16 protein-coding genes and 2 pseudogenes are annotated in these 19857 nt (G+C 57.3%); 6 read left to right on the top strand and 12 right to left on the bottom strand.

What is annotated here, in order from left to right:
- Positions 1–164: 164 nt before the first annotated feature.
- From C7W88_RS24005 to C7W88_RS18335, 4 genes and pseudogenes are all read right to left on the bottom strand, one after another.
- Positions 165–704 (bottom strand): annotated as a pseudogene (locus tag C7W88_RS24005) (TonB-dependent receptor domain-containing protein).
- A gap of 344 nt (positions 705–1048) precedes the next feature.
- Positions 1049–1507, bottom strand: a complete 459-nt coding sequence (locus C7W88_RS22985; protein ID WP_205525357.1) for a hypothetical protein — start codon at positions 1505–1507, stop codon at positions 1049–1051.
- A gap of 119 nt (positions 1508–1626) precedes the next feature.
- Positions 1627–2010 (bottom strand): IS5 family transposase, encoded by a 384-nt coding sequence (locus C7W88_RS18340; RefSeq protein WP_162896246.1) that lies wholly within the window; start codon positions 2008–2010, stop codon positions 1627–1629.
- A gap of 26 nt (positions 2011–2036) precedes the next feature.
- Entirely contained in the window at positions 2037–2399 is a 363-nt protein-coding gene (locus C7W88_RS18335) for a hypothetical protein (protein WP_118075002.1), read from the bottom strand.
- A 304-nt stretch (positions 2400–2703) separates the two neighbouring features.
- Here C7W88_RS18335 and C7W88_RS18330 point away from each other — a divergent pair, with 304 nt between their 5' ends.
- On the top strand, positions 2704–3453 hold the full coding sequence (locus C7W88_RS18330) for a TetR family transcriptional regulator (protein WP_118075021.1): 750 nt from the start codon (positions 2704–2706) through the stop codon (positions 3451–3453).
- A gap of 114 nt (positions 3454–3567) precedes the next feature.
- Here C7W88_RS18330 and C7W88_RS18325 read toward each other — a convergent pair whose 3' ends face one another.
- Complete coding sequence (locus C7W88_RS18325; RefSeq protein ID WP_205525346.1) at positions 3568–5166, bottom strand: class I adenylate-forming enzyme family protein; 1599 nt, start codon at positions 5164–5166, stop codon at positions 3568–3570.
- A gap of 88 nt (positions 5167–5254) precedes the next feature.
- On the opposite strand from C7W88_RS18325, the gene C7W88_RS18320 reads away from it, so the two are divergent.
- The 3 genes from C7W88_RS18320 to C7W88_RS18310 all read left to right on the top strand — a co-directional run bounded on the left by C7W88_RS18320 (position 5255) and on the right by C7W88_RS18310 (position 9170).
- The gene (locus C7W88_RS18320; RefSeq protein ID WP_162896245.1) at positions 5255–5764 is read left to right on the top strand and encodes a MaoC family dehydratase; all 510 of its coding nucleotides are present in this window, start codon (positions 5255–5257) and stop codon (positions 5762–5764) included.
- 211 nt (positions 5765–5975) lie between these two features.
- Complete coding sequence (locus C7W88_RS18315) at positions 5976–7796, top strand: CocE/NonD family hydrolase (RefSeq protein WP_205525345.1); 1821 nt, start codon at positions 5976–5978, stop codon at positions 7794–7796.
- 289 nt (positions 7797–8085) lie between these two features.
- Positions 8086–9170, top strand: a protein-coding gene (locus tag C7W88_RS18310) for an IS630 family transposase (protein WP_240345080.1) whose coding sequence is annotated in 2 segments (ribosomal slippage) — positions 8086–8614 and positions 8614–9170 — 1086 coding nt in all. Because the reading frame shifts where the segments join, the coding sequence is not laid out codon by codon here.
- Between the two features lie 124 nt (positions 9171–9294).
- Here the strand turns inward: C7W88_RS18310 and C7W88_RS18305 are convergent.
- Together C7W88_RS18305 and C7W88_RS18300 are read right to left on the bottom strand one after the other, a co-directional pair.
- Positions 9295–10845, bottom strand: coding sequence for an acetolactate synthase large subunit (locus C7W88_RS18305; protein ID WP_118075017.1), 1551 nt, complete (start codon positions 10843–10845; stop codon positions 9295–9297).
- Positions 10846–11004: 159 nt separating this feature from the next.
- Positions 11005–11799: an alpha/beta fold hydrolase gene (locus tag C7W88_RS18300; RefSeq protein ID WP_162896244.1), complete on the bottom strand. Its 795-nt coding sequence runs from the start codon at positions 11797–11799 to the stop codon at positions 11005–11007.
- A gap of 108 nt (positions 11800–11907) precedes the next feature.
- Between C7W88_RS18300 and C7W88_RS24460 the strand changes: the two genes are divergently transcribed.
- Both C7W88_RS24460 and C7W88_RS24455 read left to right on the top strand, forming a co-directional pair.
- A complete protein-coding gene (locus tag C7W88_RS24460) occupies positions 11908–12579 on the top strand; it encodes an MFS transporter (RefSeq protein ID WP_162896243.1) in 672 nt (223 codons plus the stop codon).
- On the top strand, positions 12468–13181 hold the full coding sequence (locus C7W88_RS24455; RefSeq protein WP_118075013.1) for an MFS transporter: 714 nt from the start codon (positions 12468–12470) through the stop codon (positions 13179–13181). The genes C7W88_RS24460 and C7W88_RS24455 overlap by 112 nt, the downstream gene beginning before the upstream one ends.
- 124 nt (positions 13182–13305) lie before the next feature.
- Here C7W88_RS24455 and C7W88_RS23995 read toward each other — a convergent pair.
- The 5 genes and pseudogenes from C7W88_RS23995 to C7W88_RS18255 all read right to left on the bottom strand — a co-directional run.
- Positions 13306–13928: pseudogene (locus C7W88_RS23995) on the bottom strand (IS3 family transposase); the annotation flags it as partial.
- Between the two features lie 124 nt (positions 13929–14052).
- Entirely contained in the window at positions 14053–14823 is a 771-nt protein-coding gene (gene istB, locus C7W88_RS18275) for an IS21-like element helper ATPase IstB (protein ID WP_066043586.1), read from the bottom strand.
- Positions 14820–15941 (bottom strand): IS21 family transposase, encoded by a 1122-nt coding sequence (gene istA, locus C7W88_RS18270; protein WP_240345079.1) that lies wholly within the window; start codon positions 15939–15941, stop codon positions 14820–14822. Before istA ends, istB begins: the two co-directional genes overlap by 4 nt.
- Positions 15942–16425: 484 nt before the next feature.
- Positions 16426–18618 (bottom strand): TonB-dependent receptor, encoded by a 2193-nt coding sequence (locus C7W88_RS18265; RefSeq protein WP_162896240.1) that lies wholly within the window; start codon positions 18616–18618, stop codon positions 16426–16428.
- A gap of 698 nt (positions 18619–19316) precedes the next feature.
- Positions 19317–19556, bottom strand: coding sequence for a transposase (locus C7W88_RS18255; protein WP_162896239.1), 240 nt, complete (start codon positions 19554–19556; stop codon positions 19317–19319).
- Positions 19557–19857 lie beyond the last annotated feature (301 nt).

The following is a 19857-nucleotide window of genomic DNA, read 5'->3' as shown; positions in this document are numbered from 1 at the left end:
CTTACGTTGAACCGCCATTCGGGCGAAACCGGAAGCTGCCCGCACCGTACGTCCTGCACAAGGCCGCTCGTTGCCACGCTGCCGTTCGGTGCCCTGAACTGATAGCGATAGCACGTGTTGACGGGCCGGGTGCCACCCAGTGCGACAGTGACTGCGCTCGGCTGCTACTGGGTCGGGCAGTTCAGGCCATCAACGTCGAGGGTGGCCTGCGGATAGGTGACGGCTGCGCTGACGGAGAAACGGCGCGACGAACGGAGCGTGGCTTCGATTTCCACACTCTTTGTGCGCGAGATACCCGCATTGGTCGGCTGAAAGGCGATCACGCCGTTGGCCGGGTCGCCGCGGTTGGTCTGGACCTGAAGGTTGGTATAGTCCGCGAGAAACGCCGCTGCCGCTACGCTCAGCGAGCCGTCCGATGTCGAGCCCTTGAAGCCCACTTAATAGGCGTTCACGCGCTCAGGCTGGATCACCGGGTCATTGCCGGAGTTGGCCGTGGGCTCGGTGTCGATACCCTGGCCCTTGTATCCGCGGGTATAGCTTGCATGAACCCGAGCACGGCGGCTGAATTCATACCGCAAACCGGCCTTGCCGGTTACCGCATCGTCGCTAGCGCGTTGTGTGCCGCTGGGATTGATGGTCCCGAACGATGCATCGCCGGGACAACCATTACGGGGCCGACCTGTGGCCTCGAGGAATCTGTCCACGCCGCCTTGGTTGTGTGAATCTCAATATTATAGTCGTGCCAGTCGCCGGCACAACCTTATTATGAGATTTTCCGTTCACGAAATTATGGATATTGATGAACGGGGCTCTATTGGCTAGTCCTGAAGCGGACAGTGTGACGACTTGATGGCCCTCTCAACTCGCTTCAGTGTGTTTGCTTTTGGTTACACCTTTGCATGTTGCCCGAGGCGCAACTGCTGCAATTGGTTGACGGAGGCTGAGTCACTCTTAGTGGAGCGAGAGCGTCTCCCAACCAACTCTCTTTCTATTATATTATTGATATTATATGCTTAAATTTTCGATCCCAAAGCGCGATTGTATGCCTTCAAGGCATTTCGGACTGCGTCTTAAAAAACTCCCAAACACGTTCAGCGCCGTCAAAAGACTGGATGGGATTGTTACCCTGTCGCCGACCGCGCGTCCCTGGCCAGCCATGGCCTCCAACGTCATCGACTACTGAGATCGTGACAGCGCCATTTGGCGCGGAGCGATAAACAGACGTGGTCACAGACCCACTTCGGGTAATCACAGGCGGCGTTAGTGAGCGGTTAGCAGCGGTCCAGAACTGAACCATTTCAGCCAAGGGCTTATAGGGTGCCGCCTGGTTGCGCGAAACGAGCGGATTTCGGCTGAAGCCGCCTTCGGAGGGAACCTCATTATCTTGCCCACCGTTGATCAGCATGATCGGTAGCGGTCTGCTGGGCTTCTCGTCAAAGCTGAACATCGCACCCACGACTGGTGCGATAGCTCCCAAACGCTCGGCGCGCTGGGTGGCATAGACCAAGGTCGGGGTCCCGTTCGGGAAGGCCGATCAGGGTATCATAGGCTTTGCAATCTGCCGCCTCGCCGACGGTCAAATGGAAGGCGATCGGTCGTCCGAGGGCATCGGCCAGGCAGTGAAGCTTACTGGTGAACCCGCCCGCGAGCGGCCAAGAGCGCGTCGATGAGTCCCCCTTTTCCGCCCGCTGCCGAGACGTGGGCGCGAACGGTGGTGCTGTCGATGCTGTAATGGCCGCTGTCCGCCATGATCTCGGCCAGCGTCACGGCAACGGTCTCCCAGACCCCGGCTTCACTCCATCGCCGGAACCGCCGATAAATGGTGTTCCAACTGCCATATTTGGGCGGCACGTCGCGCCAAGGAGCACCGCACCGAAGCCGCCAGAGAATGCCGTTGATGATTGAACGGTTCTGTTCAGGCGGCCTGCCTGGCCCACGGTTCTCAGGCTCGATCGGTAGTAAGCCCTTCAGAACGCGCCATTCCGCTTCGGTGAGATCGCCCCTGCTCAAGCCTGCCTCCAAAAAGCAGCCTTGAATCAGCGAGTGGGGGCTACGTCAATCTGGTCTCGTGGTGTCGGCGGAATGATGCGAAGCGAGGCAACGAAATAGACGGCGGCTGGCAGGGTAATGGCCAGCGACAATAGGCCCGCCCGGCCAAAAATCACGCAGCCGCCAAATAGCGGGACTGCTATCGCTGCAAGCGACCAAGGTATTGGCCGACGCAGGATCGCGGCCCCAAACCAGAGGGAAAGGACAGCGGCAGCAATCAAAAAGGGCACTGAGAATGTAGCTATAACAACGATGAGAGAGCCAAACATCAGACCGGGTAGCGCCAGCGCCAGCGCCCACACCCCGATCACGCGGGCGGACACGTCAATGCGGAGAGGTCGGAACTGCATCCTGCCATGCTAAACCAAGCTACGACTTCGGCAAATGTCGCAGTGATAACTCCCGACCAGACGTCGCGGAATTTGTCCACGCCGCCTAGTCTCCAGCATGACCATGCGATGATATGGGCGGGCTCGATACTGCGTTGGGCAAGCTTATTGGCGATGCTACGGATTTCCTGGACGAACCAGCGAACCAGCTCTTGATGGCTCGAATCCCCCGACTTGCCAGGTGGTTCCGGCGCTGATTGCCAGAACGTTGCTGGCGTTCTAAGGACGTCAATAGAACTTCCCTCAACCGTGGAGCCAAAACCCGGTGCAGCCTCGAACCGATGATCTTTCCTTTATAAAGTTTTTGGAGCGCCGTCTTCAGGATGATCCTCCATTGCGAAAGTCGCAAAGAACGCGCGAAAGACTTAAGATTGCTGCTGCTCGATTGCTTGCCTCGAGAGGTTATCATGAAATATCCTCCGGCGCAGTAAGCGCCGAAGCTGGCTTAGCAGAAGGCTCTTTCTATCTGTATTTTAAAGATAAAGAAGATATTACTCGAACTGTCCTAGACGAATTTACGGGCAATTTTTTGGGTCCATATCTTGCGGCATCCGGAAAACCCTCTGCCTCGGCCTTTGAGGCGATCCGCAACAGCAATCGCGCTTGGATCGACCTGGCTTTTGACAATCCCGGCCTACTTCGATGCCTGCTGCAGTTCGCCGATGACGACGCCGAGTTTGGTGCCAAAATGCAACGCCAAAACTTTGAATGGCATATGCGGGTGGCGCATTCGGCTTGGCATAATACCGATAGCCAAGGATCAGTCCTGCTAGTATATTTACTGGGCGGAATGGTGGACGATTTAATCCGTAGACTAGTTGTTTATGTTGATAAACAACTGCAAGCATTTCTGGATGATATTCTGATCGATCGGGAAAGTTTAGTGGATGTGATCAGCATAGTTTGGCTGAGAATTTTGCATCCTAACGCAACCCTCCCGTCTGACATTTCTGAAAGAAGTAAAGGGATCGCTGAGCTGCTAGTCGCAGTCCCACGAAGACGTGGGAAACGATAATGGGCTTCCCACAAATTGCGCATTCGACAAATCCCCACGGCCCGTAACTGCTCGCCATAGAGCAGCCTTGAATTGGAACCTGACCGCTTTGGGCATCCCTTTTGTCAATAAAGTCTAGCTAATTTCAGGCACGTCGCAATTTTTTGCTGCTTTTCTAAGCTTATTCCGATCAACCTTTCCTATTGGCAATAACGGGAATTCATCAACGATAATTATACGTTTTGGGATTTTGTAGTTTGCGATTCTGTCTCGACACCAGGAAATAATTTCGTTTGGATCTATCACTGATCTAACAATAACAAAAGCTACACCGACTTCCTGCCAAATCGCATCGGGTGCAGACACGACAACCGCAGATTCTACCGCCGGATGATTCTCTAGGGCGATTTCGACTTCTCGTGGGTAGACATTGTATCCACCAGATTTGAACATCTCCTTCTTCCGTCCAGCGATCTTTAAGGTTCCGTCTGCCCTGAATATACCTAAATCGCCAGTTCTGAAGAAATTTTCACTGGTGTAGGACGAAGATGTGGCCTCTGGTGAGTTAAGGTAACCCGTAAAATTGTAGATGGAGCGAGCGACAATTTCGCCAATCTCGCCGGCCTCAACGTCTCGTTCATCTTCATCAAGAATGCGCAGCTCCACCCCGAGGAAGGGTTTTCCTACCGAGTTAAGGAGCATGTCCCGATCTCGGCAGGGCGGCGTTGCCGCCATCGCACTTGTTGTCTCGGTCATACCGTAATTGGTCGCAAGTAAGGGAAAGCGTGCCAAAAGCTCATCTAGCATGTCCTCCGAAATCGCCGCACCTTCCCATATACACAGCTGGACAGCGGATAGATCAGACGTTTCCCATTCCGGACAGGCCATTTGTAGCGCAAAAACACTTGGAATAGAGCCAAGCCAAGTAATTCTCTCTTCACAAGCAACTTCAATGGAGCGCTTCGCGTCAAACTGCTCCATGAAAATGATGGTTCCACCCTGGACGATAGCCGGGACGGAGATATCGACCGTGCAACCTACGTGGTTGATAGGAAAGTAATTCAGACATCGATGCGGGTTAACCTGCCAAAGCCGGGCTTGCTCAAGGCTAAAGGCAATGATCCCCTCATGATGCAGCAGGGCGCCCTTTGGCTTCCCTGTCGAGCCGGATGTGTAGACAAGAAGGCAGGGTTGGCGACCGCCAGCTTTCAAACGGCGATTGGCTAACTCGTCAGCTGTGACCTTTGCTCCCGCTGCGATGAACGCATCATAGCTCTCGAACTTGCCTTCTTTCTGATCGGAGAGCTCGATAACGGGAACATTGCGACCATTGAGCTGGGAGACACTGACCAAAACGTCGGAATAATCTCGAGACCCAACTCGCGACTTAGCGAAAATCAGGACTGGCTGAGCATCACCCACAACATAGGACAACTCCCCAAGTTGATAACGGGGATTTAACCCCATCCAGATTGCGCCGATCCCACTTGCTGCCGCAAACATCACCATGAATCTGGGGGATGGTGAATCGAGCATCGCGACCCGATCACCGGGCTTGACGCCCAAGGCGATGAGCGATTTGGCGACGGCATCGACTTGTCTCGCATATTCGGAATATGTCAGCCGATCGCCGCCGTCCGCCACTAGTGCTTCCCGATCGGGGAATGCATTCGCGGCTGAGCGCACGAAATCGCAAATCCGATGGCCGACTGTATCTACACCATTGAAGTCCATCATTGCCCCTCCGATTGCCGTGCTCGAAAATTGGCTTGACACGCATTATTAATGAGATCAAGCTCATTTTATGTCAAGGGAGATTGTGATGAACATTGCAAAAGAAGCTTATGATCCGATTCTGTCCGGGCGCTCAGGAGATCTCCTTGGAATTTCGGGCTGGGTAAGAATTGATCAGGCGATGATCGACGAATTTGGCGAACTGACCCATGACATTGATCCTATGCATATGGACCCCGAATGGGCGACCAGTTCCGGACCTTTCGGAGGCACCACCGCTTACGGCTTTTTGACCATTTCGATGCTCACACACCTGTTTCGATCCATGGCTGAGCAGGACTTGCGCAACACCGACTTTGGACTTTTCCTGAACTACGGATTTGATAGACTGAGGCTTGTCTCACCAGTGCCGAGTGGTTCACGTATCCGGGGGCGGTTCCAGCACGGAGGCATTCGCGAAGACGATGGCGGTCGCCGTATCGTAAAACTACTGTGCGAAGTCGAAGTAGAGGGGCAAGAACGGCCTGCACTCGTTTGCGAGTGGCTTTCGGCTTGGCTCCCACCCGAAAGCTCTGGTGAAAGCGGTTTATCGGCTTGAAAGCCGTGGGAGTAGATTACCGCTTCAAAGGCGGATTTCCTTGGTCGATGCCATTCAAGGTTTAAGCCTCAATCTTTTTGATTGTCGCGCGCTCGTGTGCCGGTATGTCCGGCGACTGCTCTCGGGCATGCAGCTGGATCACGCCAGATAGGTCACGTGCCGCGCTGTGCCAACGCGTGCAGTTACAGTCAACTTGGCAGGGAGTAGTATGATGAAGATTCAAATTTTCCGTGATTTTTCCATCACACTGCTCGTGAGCTGCGCTGCATTGTTTGCCGGTGATGCGGCTGCCAGTGAAGGTTCGGCGAAGCGCCACAGCGATCAGTCATACTACGTGGCGATGCACGACGGGGTCTCCCTGGCCATCAGTCTCTATTTCCCTAAGTCATGGCAGACTGGCGCAAAGGTTCCCGCCGTGCTGATGCAGACGCGTTACGGGCGGGCAGGGATCGGGGCCTGGGGCAGAACGCAGCGCTGGCTTGACGACGGATTCGTCGTTGTCGCAGTGGATACGCGGGGGTCGACCGCGTCGTTTGGACAGCGACTTACGGAGTTGTCGCCGCAGGAGACCGCCGACGTCGACGAGATTGTTCGGCATATCAAGTCGCAACCCTGGAGCTCCGGCCAGGTATTCGTTGCTGGGCAGTCCTACGCGGCCGACACAGCTGATCTGGCAACTTCGCGACCGGCGGCAAACCTTCTCGGCGGTGTCATTCATGAGTCGGAATTCGACATCTATGCGCACCTCATGGCGCCCGGCGGCGTCATCAATCGCGGGTTTCTTGCTGAATGGGGAAGAGTCACGCTCGGCATGGACCTGGGGCGCAGCGGGTTCGACCTGGGTGCGCCGCCGCGTAATTGCATCGTGCAGGTGAACGATTGCTCCGCGCTATATCCTATCCTACAACCAGTGGACAGCGATAAGGACTATGCCCGCCTGCGGGCGGCACTGGTGGGCAAGAACCGCTGGAGGAGCGAGGATCTACTCAACATCACCTTCCGGGACGATAAGGGACACAACGGCTACGGACTGTTTGACATCTCTCCAGTCGCGCAACTGGATGGCCTTCGTCATGCGAAGGTGCCGGTGCAATACTGGGGATCCTGGTTAGACGGCGGAACGGCGGAGTCGGTGCTTGCGCGCTTCCGGTCCCTGCCGGAGGTTCCAATGGAGGTATGGATCACGGCAAACGACCACAGTAACTTCCGAAATGCGGATCCATTCTTTCCCTATGTAACCGAGCCGAAGCCGGCCTTGTCGGATCAGCTTGACCTGCAGACTCGCTTCGTGCGCGAACGGCTGGCCGGGAAGAAGATAGCTCGACAGATTCATTACTACGTGCTAGGTGCTGGCGAGTTTAGGACGACATCCGTTTGGCCCGTGCCGGATGCTCAGCCCTGGAAGCTAAATCTCGCCGCTGACGGCTCGCTTGCCGAGCAGGCAGGCGCCGCAGGTCGTGTAGTCCACGACGTCGATCTGACGGTCGGCACGGGTCAGCGGACGCGTTGGTCGACCCAGAACGGCACCCCGCCGGCCTACGGCGACCGGAAGGAAATAGATCGCCGTCTGCTCACGTTTGACTCGGCACCGGTAGACAAAGCTATGGAAATTGTTGGGACGCCAGTTGTCTCGCTGGTATTGTCTACCCGAAGCGATGATCCCGCTGTGTTTGCATACTTAGAGGACGTGGCCCCTGATGGGCGGGTGACTTACGTGACGGAGGGAATGTTTCGGGCAATTCATCGTCGACCGGCGGATCGCTCATCGTTGCCGTACGACCAGGGTCCCGCTGCCCACAGCTTCAAGCGCGAAGATGCTGAGCTGGTACACCCGGGTGAAACGATGACGCTCGAGTTTCCGCTCATGCCGGTCGCCGCACTGATACGTCCGGGCCACCGGCTGCGCCTTGCCATCGCTGGAGCCGACAAGGACTGGTTCACCATCTACTCGAACGGGGGGAGCGAGCGCTTCGACGTCCGCATAGGCGAGGGAGGCAGTCACGTGATTCTCCCGGCTCGCCCCTGGCGATGAGGGCCCGCCGTCCATCGCTAAGTGCGTTAACTGCACGAGACCAGCAACCAGGAGGCCTGAGTTTCCTGCCTGCCGCTGGGAACAACAAGGGGTCTTAGTGAAGGCGCGAACGGTCTCTATCCAGGCCTCTCGTAGGCCGGGAATACAATCGTTAACCTCCGATAGGTCAAGATCGGCACGGCCTATGCCTTCTTGATCTTCTCGGCCGTTGTATGATTATCATGTAATACCAAAACCTGTGGTACGTAACGCCCGAGGGGTTTTGGTCGGCCGCCAGGCATGATGCACCATGGCAAACTGTTGGAGGTTTGCGATTGCGGCGCCGATCAGGGTGCGCAGTGATTTGAGTTCGGATCAGGTTCGAGCCTTTTCCCGGAGCTGCAGGGATGCTGGGCAGGTCCGCCGGCTGCTGGCGATTGCGACGATCCTGGATGGCGGCAGCCGGAGCGAAGCAGCGAGGATCGCCGGTGTGACGCTGCAGATCATCCGTGACTGGGTCCTGCGGTTCAACGAGGCTGGGATTGCGGGCCTGGCGACGCGCAAGGCACCTGGCCCCGCAACCATTCTGGATGATCGTCATCGTCGCGCTCTGGAAGAAGTCATCGCGACAGGACCGATCCCCGCCGTGCATGGAGTGGTACGCTGGCGCATCATCGACCTAGCGCAGTGGCTGTGGGACGAGTTCGCGGTATCGATCAGCAAGCAGGCACTGGGCCATGAATTGCGCACCATGGGCTATCGCAAGCTTTCGGCGCGGCCGCGCCATCGTGGGCAACGGTCCGACGACATTGCCGTTTTTAAAAAGAGTTCGCCGCCTGTCTGGCGCAAATCAGGCAGCGGCTCCCGAGCGGGACGCCGGTAGAGCTGTGGTGGCAGGACGAGGCCCGCATCGGCCAGCAAACCAAGCTCACCAGACGCTGGGCAAAGCGCGGCACCCGCCCTTGTGCTCCGAGGGACCAGCGCCGTTCCTCGGCCTGGATCTTCGGGGCCATCTGCCCTGCTGAAGGCAAGGCCGCCGGCATCGTCATGCCCCATTGCAACAGCGAGGCAATGGGCATTCACCTGGAGGAAATCGCCTTCCACGTTGCTCCGGGAGCGCACGCCGTGGTCTTGCTCGATCAGGCTGGCTGGCACAGATCGACCGAACTGATCGTACCGCCCAACATTACACTGATGCCGCTGCCACCGAGGTGCCCAGAGCTCGATCCAGTCGAGAACCTTTGGCAGTTCATGCGCGACAACTGGCTGTCGAACCGCATCTTCAAATCCTACGACGACATCGTCGATCACTGCTGCTTCGCCTGGATCAGGCTCGTCGAGCAACCATGGCGCATCATGTCCATCGGCCTGCGCCAATGGGCCCACTGGTCCTGATCAGAGAGTCTTGGTATATGGGAATCCATCATCAAACCTTTGAATGATGTTCCAAAGGCGACCACATCAGGATAATCGAGCTGAAGCTCATCATGTCTTCGCGATCATGTCAGAAGCACCGGTTCTATTGCAAGATCGCCTCGATCAAACGTGGTCCCTTTTGCGAAAATGCCGCGATAAGCGCGCTGCGAAAATCTTCGGTCGTTGTTGCGCGGACCCCAGGAACCCCCATACCTTCCGATATCTGAGTCCAGTTCAAACTTGGGTCTTTGAGGTCAAGCATCGAGAGCGCTTTCGGCCCTGGGTTCTCGACTCCCACCCGTAATAGCTCAATGTTGAGTATCGCATATGAGCCATTATTGAGCACGATGGTGGTGATATCCAAATTCTCACGCGCCATGGTCCATAGGGCTTGTAGCGTATACATTCCTGAGCCGTCCGCTTGCAGCGCGATGACTTTCCGGTTGGGACACGCCACCGCTGCGCCAACGGCGAGGGGGAGGCCCTGACCAATGGCGCCACCCGTCAGTTGAAGCCAATCGTGCGGTTTCGCTCCAGCAGTCATATTCATCAAATTTGCACTTTGTGTCGCGCCCTCGTCGGAAACGATCGCATTTTCGGGCATCAGCTCGCCGATTATGGCTCCAAGGCTGGCTCCATCGAGTTTTCCCGGCTTCGCTGGAGTGATGCACGATCGCTGAAGACTAGCCGGGTTGTATGGTGCGTCTAGCAGATCCACCAACTCTGCCAATGCCGCCTGTACATCCTCGTTTTTGGAGGCAAGGTTTATCATGGTCGCGCCACCGGGCGACAGCCAGCTCGGCTTGCCAGGGTACGCAAAAAAAGAGACGGGCGCATCCGCGCCACAAAGCACAATCGTGTCAAAGTCTTTGAGAAAAGCCTCGGCCTGTTCACCAAAATAGGGCAATTTCTCGACTGAAACTCGGCCTTCGCCACGCTGATGGCGAGCTGCAAAAGTCTCCGCCACTAGGCGACAGCCCGTCGCTGCCGCAATTCGGCCTGCCAAATGCAGTGCGTCGGCTCGAAGAGCCCGGCCGCCCAGGAACAAACACTTCTGGCCATTAACTGCTTTTAAGCCATTTGCAGCAGACGAAATTGCACACCTGGGTGATTGTGGCGCAGCTGGGACTGACCGCGAGGTAACCGGCGCTGCACCACCTGTCCAAGCGTGGTCTGCCGGCGCAATAATAGTGGCCACTTTGCCTGGGTAGCCCATTGCCACGCTGAATGCTTCGGCGCCAGCTTGCGCTAGGTCGCGATTCGATCTTGAAACCCGCGTCCAGTCTGACATGGGGCGGGCAACTCCCGCAGCATCAGTGGTTAGAGGCGCATCAAACTGTAAGTGGTAGGTCGCATGGTCGCCAACCAAGTTGATTATTGGGCTACCTGCTTTCCGAGCATTGTGAAGATTTGCCAGTCCGTTCGCCAGCCCTGGCCCGAGATGAAGTAAAGTAATTGCTGGCTTGTCGGCCATACGTCCGTAGCCATCGGCAGCGCCTGTTACGACACCCTCAAATAAGCCAAGAACGGCTCGCATTCCCTGCTGCCGATCAATCGCCGCGACCAACTGCATTTCAGAGGTCCCTGGGTTTGCAAAGCAAACGTCTACCCCGCAGCCCTGCAATGTTTCTATCAGCGCTTCAGCTCCGTTCACAATAAGAGCCTCCTATGTGTTCATAACTATTACATATTGATCGGATGTTTGAGTTATGAGACTACCAGTATTTGTCCAATAGATTGATGATATCCAGTCCTGCATCTTCTTGGATGAAGTGGCCTGCGTCTTTCATAATGTCGATAGTAGATCCGGGGATCATGTTCGACCAACGCTCGCCATCCGATGGAGGGAAAATGATATCACCGTCTCCCAGAAAAAGTGCATCGGTAGACCTAACTTGGGCAAGGTCTCAAAGCAGTGCTGTTGTCCCAGCGGGTCGCCGGCCTGCCCGCCTAGGAATGGCAAGATGCTCGGAAACCGGCGGGCTCCGGCCTTTGACTCATGACCATCAAATGGTGCCGAATAGCCGGCAAAAGCTTCTCGGCGATTGACCTTCGGATTAAGCAAAGATCCAGCGACGATCCTGCCGACATCCATGTCGCCGCCGAGCTCGGCAGGGTCATTCGCACGCGCCGCCCACTGCCGAATTCCTGCTGAATAATTGTATCCGTCGCGATGAAGCCAGGTGCTCATGATAACCACTCGCTCGAACCTTTCGGGTTCATCCACCAATAGTCGAAGCCCGATTGGCCCGCCCCAGTCCTGCACGAAAAGAGTCACATTTTTCAGATCGAGTTCTGCTGCAAGATCACTCAGGCGACGGACATGGCCTGGAAGATCATACCAAGTCTCGTCTGTCGGCTTGTCTGACTTGCCAAATCCAGCATGATCGGGCGCTATGCATCGAAAGCCGCGGGCCACCAAAGCCGGGATCATCTTTCGGTAAAGATAGCTCCACGTCGGCTCGCCATGGACAAGCAATGCGACGGGCCCGCCCGATGGGCCTTCATCGAGATGATGCAGGCGAAGCCCCTCGACCTCGCGCCAGTTGGGGCGGAAGGGATAATCGAGATGTTCAAATGCCTCGTCAGGGGTTCGAAAAATGTCCACGTCACCTGCTCCAATTTTTCTGAGTCGTTTCTCACTTATGGCTATCCCCCATCCTATAAGCTGTCTATAGGAAACCTCTCGAGAGGATCATGGGCTGGATGGTAAGTGATGCGTGTGCAGGGTGAACTGAAGGAGCGATTTGTTAACGGCTATGGGGTAGGCTCATTTGCTACTGGTCTGTATTCGACCGTGCCGTCTGTGCTGCTGCTCTATTATTGCACGGAGATTTTGCAGATCGCGCCGGCTGCGGCTGGGCTGATCATTCTCGTTCCCAAATTATGGTCGCTCCTTTGGGATCCTTTGGTCGGCGGCTGGCTTGATCGTTCAAAGCGCCATATGGGGGCTATGAAGATGGGGGCATTCGGGTTGATTGCGGGCTTTGTAGCCCTATTTTCAACACCTATCCTGTCTGAAAAGATGGTCGTTTTCTGGGTCGCCTGCAGCTATTTCCTTATGACGACGATCTACTCTCTTTTTGCCGTTCCCTACACCGCTTACCCTGCATTAATTGCCTCCGACCGCGAAGATCGTGTGCGCCTGATTAGCCGGCGGATGATGTTTGCGATGCTGGGCGTTTTTTGCGGAGCTTCTGCCGCGCCCTTGATTATTGATGCAACTGGCGGAGGGCGGTTCGGCTATTCAGCTATGGCAACGATTCTGGCAGCAATATGCGCATTGGCAATGACCACTGCCCTGGCATCAATCCGGTCTGCCCCCACTTCAAGCAGGCAGACGGTGTTGAGGCAGACCTGCCTAGCGAGACACCCATCGCCCTTTTAATGCAGAACCGAAAATTCCTATGGCTATCGACTTCCTTCATACTTCAGCTGAGCGCGGTTGGGGGGTTGGTGGCAATGATCCCCTATATTGTCACGATCGATTTCGCCCGTCCCGAAGGAGAGGTCGGGACATCATTGGCAATCATGATCGGTGTCACCATCATTTCTGTGCAGATATGGGCACCCATCGCGCGTCAAATAGGGGATCGTGGTGCAATGCGCCTGGCCAGCCTTCTCTACGCTGTCTCCAGCGTCCTGATCGCTTGTTCGTTTCTGATTTTACAGAATTGGTATCTGTTTTGCCTATCTCTCGCCGTTTGCGGTTTTTCGTTTGCAGGCGTGCAAGTGCTGCCGTTCACAGCGGTGGCGCACATCATCAATGACACCTCGAGGGGCAGTGGCGCCTTCTTAAATGGCGTCTGGACATCGCTGGAGAAGTCAGGCCTAGCGGTAGGCGCAGGCCTAGGAGCTGCTGCTTTGAGCATCTTTGAGAGGACAGAGCCCAACATTAGTGCTTATTTTGTTTTAATCGTTCCATCCGCCCTCTGTATACTGGCAATTCCTGTGATACCTAAAATGGCCGTCCCCGCTGATAGGTCCTGATGGTTTGTTATTGTAAACTTGCCTTGACACTGTCCAGGATTTGTATCCGCCCAGAACCAAAGATCCGGCGCTTCATCGGCCGGAGTTATGCCAGAAATTCTGACATTGAGTAGCCCCTAGTTTTCTAGCCGGCTTCCGCTTTCAAAATCTGCTGCCGTTCGAACTCGACGGGCGACAGCATCCCGTTCCTGACCTGCTTGCGCATCGAGTTGTAGAACATCTCTACCTAATCGAACACGTCCTGCCGGGCTTCCACGCGGGTTTTGTCGGTGCGGCGCCGGATGCGCTCAAGCTTGAGCGAGGAGAAGAAGCTCTCGGCGACGGCATTGTCATGGCAGTTGCCGCGTCGGCTCGGACAGCAAGTCTCGCCGTGATCCACTAGGCCATCGTGCAGCTTGCGGTAGCCATAGACCTTGCCACTGTCGTTCCAAGCTATCCGGATCAGATCGGTCTGTCGGGCATCGTCCCGAGCCCGCTGGCACAGCGGGCTCTTCTGCCAAGCATAGTAGCCAATAGTTTGCACAGCGAGGCACCGGCAGATGGCTCGCACGCCAAAACGCTCGATATGCTAGGCGATGAACGCGTATCTCACTTTGCATCTAGAGCGAAATACACGGTGGCTTCTTTCAGAATGTCGCGCTCCTCGGTCGCCCGAGCCAGCTCACGTTTCAACTGGCGGATCTCGGCATCCCTGCTGGCATCGCCGGACATCACATTCGCAAGCTGACGCTTCCAGGTGTCAATGGACACCCAGTTTTACGAGCTAAGGCGACACCCAGTGTTACGAGGTGTCGCGCTGCATGAGAGGTATGATTTCAGGGGTGGGGAGCATGCTCCCCACCCCTGAAATTTCTTCGACGAGGATTGGCGGTCAGGCCTTGAAGGCGTCCTCGAGGTCGCGCAGGCGGTAACTGCGGCCTTTGATGTTGAGGACATGGGCGCGGTGGAGAAGCCGGTCGAGGATGGCGGTGGCGAGGACTTCGTCTCCAGCAAGCAGTTCGGTCCAGTCGCGGATGCTTTTGTTGGTGGTGATCATCATGGCGCCCCGGCCATAGCGATAGCTGACGAGACGGAAGAATAGGCTGGCTTCCTCGCGGTTGAGCGGATCGTAGCCCATCTCGTCGATTAACAGCAGCGCGCTCGACATGTATTTACGCATCTTGATGCGCGGCGGTGGCAATTGGGCGTCGTGGCGCAGCGCGGCCATGAGCTCGTCGAAGCGGTAGTATTGGACCGAGAAGCCGAGTTGGACCGCACGGATGCCCAGCGCGGCGAGCAAGTGCGACTTGCCCACGCCAGGCGGCCCCTGCAGCAGGACCACCTCGGCGTTGCGTATCCAGGTGCCAGTGGCGAGTGTGTCGATGCGTGAGCGCTCGATTGCGGGCTGGAAGGCAAAATCGAAGTTCTCCAGCGTCTGCCCCGACGGCAGCTTCGAGTTCTTGAGCATGACCCGCACACGCCGCTCCTCGCGGCCAGCAAGTTCGGTCGTGAGGAGCCGGTCGAGGAAGACGTGCGCACTGATCTCGTCACGCACCGCCTCGCCAATCATGTCATCGAGAGCATCTGCGGCATGGCCACAAGCAAGCTGACACAGCTTCTCGCGGGTGGCATCGATATCGAGCCTGATCCGGGGCGTGTTCATCTAGCCACCTCCGCGAGGCGCGCATAGAGGTCGAGAGAGCGGTGCTGGACACCAGCGCTTGCAATCTCCTGCAGTTTGCGGCCCATCCGGCCCAGCGGCAGCGGCGCAATTACCCGGGGCGTGCTCGGACCCTCGAAATGGGCGGGGTCAATGACGACCAGCGCCTCGGTTCCGCGCGGATGGTTGGCGACAACTTCGCAGTTCTTCAGGAACAGTACCCTGCCAGAGACTCCACGTACCTCGACGTCCTGTCGGATGAAGCGGAAGGGCACACTGTATTGGCGGCCTTCAAAACTCGCCATGCAGTCATCGCCAACCTGGCGACGCACAGCAACGTCGAACGGCTCGGGCAGCGCCTCGGGGAGCCGGGTCAGCAGGAAACGTTCCTGCTCCCAGGCCTGCATGACCTTTGTGCCGGTCGCCGGGCAGCGCAATTGGCCTGAGCGTTCGGTCATTCGCTCATCCGTCCAGGCCTGTAGATCGGCAAGGTTGCCGAAGACACCGCTGTAAGGATCGAGGTACTCGCGGCAATCACGGACCGAACGTTCGACCTTGCCCTTCGCGCGGGGCTGACGGACCTGGCACGCATCGACATGAAAATGCATCTGGCTGGCGAAACGGCGGTAGGTCGGGTTGATCTCTCCCCAAGCGCCCGCGCCCTTCGACAGAGCCGTCTTGACGTTGTCGATGCGCATCACCGCCGCGACCCCACCAAGGCGCTGAAAGCAGGCCAGATGGCATGACTGCCACGCCAACGCATCCTTCGAGCGGGACCACACGATCGCTCGCTTGCGGCTCCACGATAACGTCATCACCAGTGCCGAGAGGTCGACTACTTCATCGCCCAGCACCATGCCAGGGAACTCGGCCCAGTCGACCTGCGCCTGCGCTCCCGGCGGCGTCTCCACCCGGCGACGCGCGCGCATCACAGGGGCTGGAAACGTCCGCGACCAATAACGCTGCACCGACTTCAGGCTCCCGGTATAGCCATGTTCGCGCGTCAGCCACTCATGCAGCGCCGCGATGTTGATCGCACCATCCCCACGGCCGCTGCGCCAGTGCGCGATCGCTTCAGCATATTCGGCCGCCTTGCCGATCTGCCGGCTCCGCCCATCCACCGCACCCTCAGCGCGCCGGCGGCGGTGATAACGGACCGCGCCCTTCCGTAATCCCAAGCAGTCGCGCAACCGCACTCTGCGTATGCCCTTGCTTCAACAGCACACTCATCGCCGTCAATGCCTCGCCATCGAGACAACCCATCGTCCTCTCCCGGAAGACTACCCGCCGGGAAATCGATCAGGCCAAGGCGACAAATCGTAAAGGTAGATGTCGCCTTACGGCTCCTGTGAACTGTCCTTCAACACCAGGCATAAAGCGAGTGCGGGCTAACGCCCGCTGTGATACCTCCGCAACCGGATACCAGCGCTCGGTGATCTGGGCCAACACATCACGTCAGCACCACCACAATTCCGTCTGACCGCACAGCATATTGGGGAGGCGCTCACCGGCCCCAGAGGCAGCGACGTCGCCTATGTGCGTAATATGACGCCGCGATGGCGATTGACAAGGGGCGGCAGGGTTGCTGCCGCCCATCCCCCCTGTTCAGTAGCTAAATTTCACCTCGACACCATAGGTTCGCGGCTCGTTGAGCTGGATTAGTTTTTCGCCGATCGGCGGCACGTTGAAGAGATCGAACATGCGGGTCTTGTAGGTCTTGTCGGTGAGGTTCTTTCCCCAAATGCTAATCTTCCAGCGTTCGTTCGGCGCGCTGAGCGAGGCGCGCAAGTTGAAAAGAGCGTAGGGAGAGACGCGGCCGTCGAGGTCGATCGTGTTGCCGGTCGGCGGGATGAGATAGGTCTTGCCGCGCGCCAGCATTTCGCCGAACACCGAGAACTGACCGAGGCTCGTTTCGGGGAAGCGATACTCGACGTTGACGTTCGCGGTGTATTCTGGCGCAAACGCGGTCGGCCCGCGCCGGACATCGTTGTTGAAGCGCGACCGCAGCAGCGCGCCACTCACGCCGAGCGTCAGCCCTTCAACCGGACGGATCGTCGTATTGACCTCAATGCCCGCGCTATAGGCCCTTCCGCCGTTTGTGATTGTCGGGTTAAAACGCGGCGGCACGATCTGCGACACCTGGACGTTCGTCCAGTCCATGTAGAAGATGGCAGCGTCGTAAGTGATGAGCCGGTTCGCTGTCTGCCCCTTGAAGCCGAGCTCGTAATTGGTGAGCTTCTCGGGCTTGAACGCGATGCCACTGGCGTCGCCGAGCGCGTCGTTGAAGCCGCCACTCTTGAAGCCGGTGCTGATCGTCGCATAGGTCATGAAGTCCGGGCTGACGCGGTACCGCGCGGTAACGCTCGGCGTGAACGACGTCCAGCTGTCGCTCGCCTTGATCGCAACATTGCCACCGAGCAGCGCGACCGGGTCTGACTGGGTATAGTCGATCGATTTGTGGTCACGAGTATAGCGCGCGCCGGCGGTGATCTCTATGCTGTCGCTGACCCGAACGTTGACGTTTGTGAAGCCAGCGATGCTTTTAGTGATCAGCGTGCCGTCCGAGCCGGTGACGATACCGGCGAGCGAAGGATCGCCGAACAGCGCGGCGAGATCGGGGCCGATCTTGACGAAGCTCTGGTTGATGGATTTTTGGCGATAGAGATAGAGCCCGGTGATCACGTTAACCCGGTCGCTGCTGATTGCCGCGCGCAACTCCTGGGAGTCGCGCGTCACCCGCTCGGGATCGCCGTCAGTCAGCAGCCGGACGGCGCCGCGACCAGTGTCACCTTCGCTGAAATAGCGGTGAAAATGGTGCGAGGTGATGCTCGTGATGTCGATGCCGCCGATCTTCGTCTTGAACGTCGCAGTGACGTTACTGGCGTTTAGCGTTTCGACGTTGCGGATCGAGGACTGGACGACGCGGTCGAACGGATCTTGGTTAAGCGGGATGCCGCGCGCGGTCTGGAGGAAGCTGTTAGTGCCAACATTCGGATTGCTGTTGTAGCGAAGCACCTCGAACGCGAGCGGGCTTTGGTCGACTTTCTGATGGTCGCCGCTGATCAGCAGCGTCGTGTCGGGCGACAGGATGAAGTTCAGCGCTCCCCGGACAATCCAGGAATTGAGCGTGTTTGCGTCCTCGTTGCGAATCTCGTTGAACGAGATGCCGTCGCGCTTGTTGTAGATGCCCGAGATTTTCGCCTGTACCACGCCCGGCACGATCGGGCCGGACACCGAGGCGCCGAGCCGTTTGTAATCATAATTGCCGTAGGTGCCGGTGACCGACGCATTGAACACGTCCGACGGCTTGGTGGTTGTGATGCTAATCGCGCCCGCCAGCGTGTTGCGGCCGAACAGTGTGCCCTGCGGGCCGCGCAGCACTTCGATCCGCTCAATGTCGTAAAGGTCGACGCTGGCACCGGCGCCCTGGCCGACGAACACTTCGTCGACATAATAACCGGCTGCTGGATCTGCGCCGGCCGAACCCGACGACGAGACAACGCCGCGGATCGAAGTCGGCGACAGCTTAATGTCGCCAAAATCGCCGAAGGTCAGGTTCGGGGTGCGACGCGCTATGTCCGCTATCGACGTGATGCCCGAGCGCGCGATATCAGCCGATGAAAACGCCTTTATCGACAACGGGACAGATTGTATCGACTCGTTCTGCCTGCGGGCAGAGACGACGATCTCCTCGACCTCTGCAGCCGAGGTCTCGCTCGCGGTCGGAGCCGACGATTGCGCAGCAGCCCCGGTGGATGTAAGCGACGCGATTGCGGCGACGATCGCCGACGATTGCATAACGGAAAAGATTCTTAGAGTTCTCATAATTGCCTCCCTTTTTTTGGAATGTTGCGTCGTTCGCGCTACCCTCGTTGCCGCTCAGTTAGACTGCCAAGCTGACAGCTCATCGGCCTCGGGGACGGCGCGTCCGACCCTCGATCTTGACCTTCCCTTTGAAGGTCACGGTGCGTCTGGTGTTAGGATGCTCATCGATGCCGAGGACAGAAAAGACGCCAATACGCGCGAACCTGTAGTTGAAGTAATTACCGGACACGCTACCTGTCGGGGGCAGAAACTTGCTTACAGAACGGATCACTGCCATAAGCATGCTAACCTTAAAAAAATCCAATAAAATCATTTTATTGGATGGTTTATATTCCTCCGACCGACCCGGAAGGTCATGCATCGGGTCCGCATAGATGCGTCCCCACCCGAAACGCATCAAACATCGCTTGCGTGTTTCTGAACAGTCGCACGAGCCAAGATCCATGCTCGGGACGTGGCGACTTAATCCATCGTCGATTGATCGAACGCCAGCGGAACGGGACCCCTGAATTTGCCATTGGCTTCCTCCCTATGCGCGACGAACAAGCGTTACGCCGAAACCCAGTGCGCTAAATATGAAATCTACCTCATATTGATCGCGAGTCAATAAAATGAATCAAATCTCATATTTGTTTGACTTGTATATCCCGAAGCAGTCTGCCCGGCGGTGTCTAGGCGGCGTGGAAAAATTTGAGCCAGTATCTGGCAGTGGCGAGAGAGATCATTCCAAGGACGCTGTTGGCCAGTTGATCGTATCGGGTGGCTTCGGCGCGGTTGATCTTGAGCTGTCCGAACATGCGCTCGATCCGGTTGCGCTGCTTGTATAGCGCCCGATCATGCTCGATCTTCACGCGGCGGTTTGATCGACCAAGAATGACGGCCTCGATATTCCGTTCGGCAAGGGTCGGCACGGATTGCGTCGACGTCTTAGCCCTTGTCGGCGAGCAAGGCGTCAGGTGCGCGCTCGGGCAAGCCGATCAGAGCGTCATAGGCCTTGCAATCTGCCGCTTCGCCGACCGGCACATGAAAAGCGAGCGGTCGTCCGTGGGCATCAGCCAGGCAGTGAAGCCTACTGGTGGACCCGCCCCGCGAGCGGCCATGAGCGCGTCGATTAGCACCCCTTTTCCGCCCACTGCCGAGACATGGCCGCGAACCGTAGTCCTGCCGATACTGTAATGGCCGCTGTCCGCCATGACTTCGGCGAGCGTTACG

This window comes from Novosphingobium sp. THN1 (genome assembly GCF_003454795.1).
Classification (GTDB): domain Bacteria; phylum Pseudomonadota; class Alphaproteobacteria; order Sphingomonadales; family Sphingomonadaceae; genus Novosphingobium.
This window is presented reverse-complemented; position numbering and strand designations above follow the sequence as displayed.

Excerpts from the sequence above, each read along its gene's own strand:
- C7W88_RS24460 (WP_162896243.1), top strand. The coding sequence starts at position 11,908 with ATGCGTGTGCAGGGTGAACTGAAGGAGCGATTTGTTAACGGCTATGGG.
- C7W88_RS18335 (WP_118075002.1), bottom strand. The coding sequence starts at position 2,399 with ATGCAGTTCCGACCTCTCCGCATTGACGTGTCCGCCCGCGTGATCGGG.
- C7W88_RS18315 (WP_205525345.1), top strand. The coding sequence starts at position 5,976 with ATGAAGATTCAAATTTTCCGTGATTTTTCCATCACACTGCTCGTGAGC.
- istB (WP_066043586.1), bottom strand. The coding sequence starts at position 14,823 with ATGAACACGCCCCGGATCAGGCTCGATATCGATGCCACCCGCGAGAAG.
- C7W88_RS18325 (WP_205525346.1), bottom strand. The coding sequence starts at position 5,166 with ATGGACTTCAATGGTGTAGATACAGTCGGCCATCGGATTTGCGATTTC.
- C7W88_RS24455 (WP_118075013.1), top strand. The coding sequence starts at position 12,468 with ATGCGCATTGGCAATGACCACTGCCCTGGCATCAATCCGGTCTGCCCC.
- C7W88_RS18265 (WP_162896240.1), bottom strand. The coding sequence starts at position 18,618 with ATGCAATCGTCGGCGATCGTCGCCGCAATCGCGTCGCTTACATCCACC.
- C7W88_RS18320 (WP_162896245.1), top strand. The coding sequence starts at position 5,255 with ATGAACATTGCAAAAGAAGCTTATGATCCGATTCTGTCCGGGCGCTCA.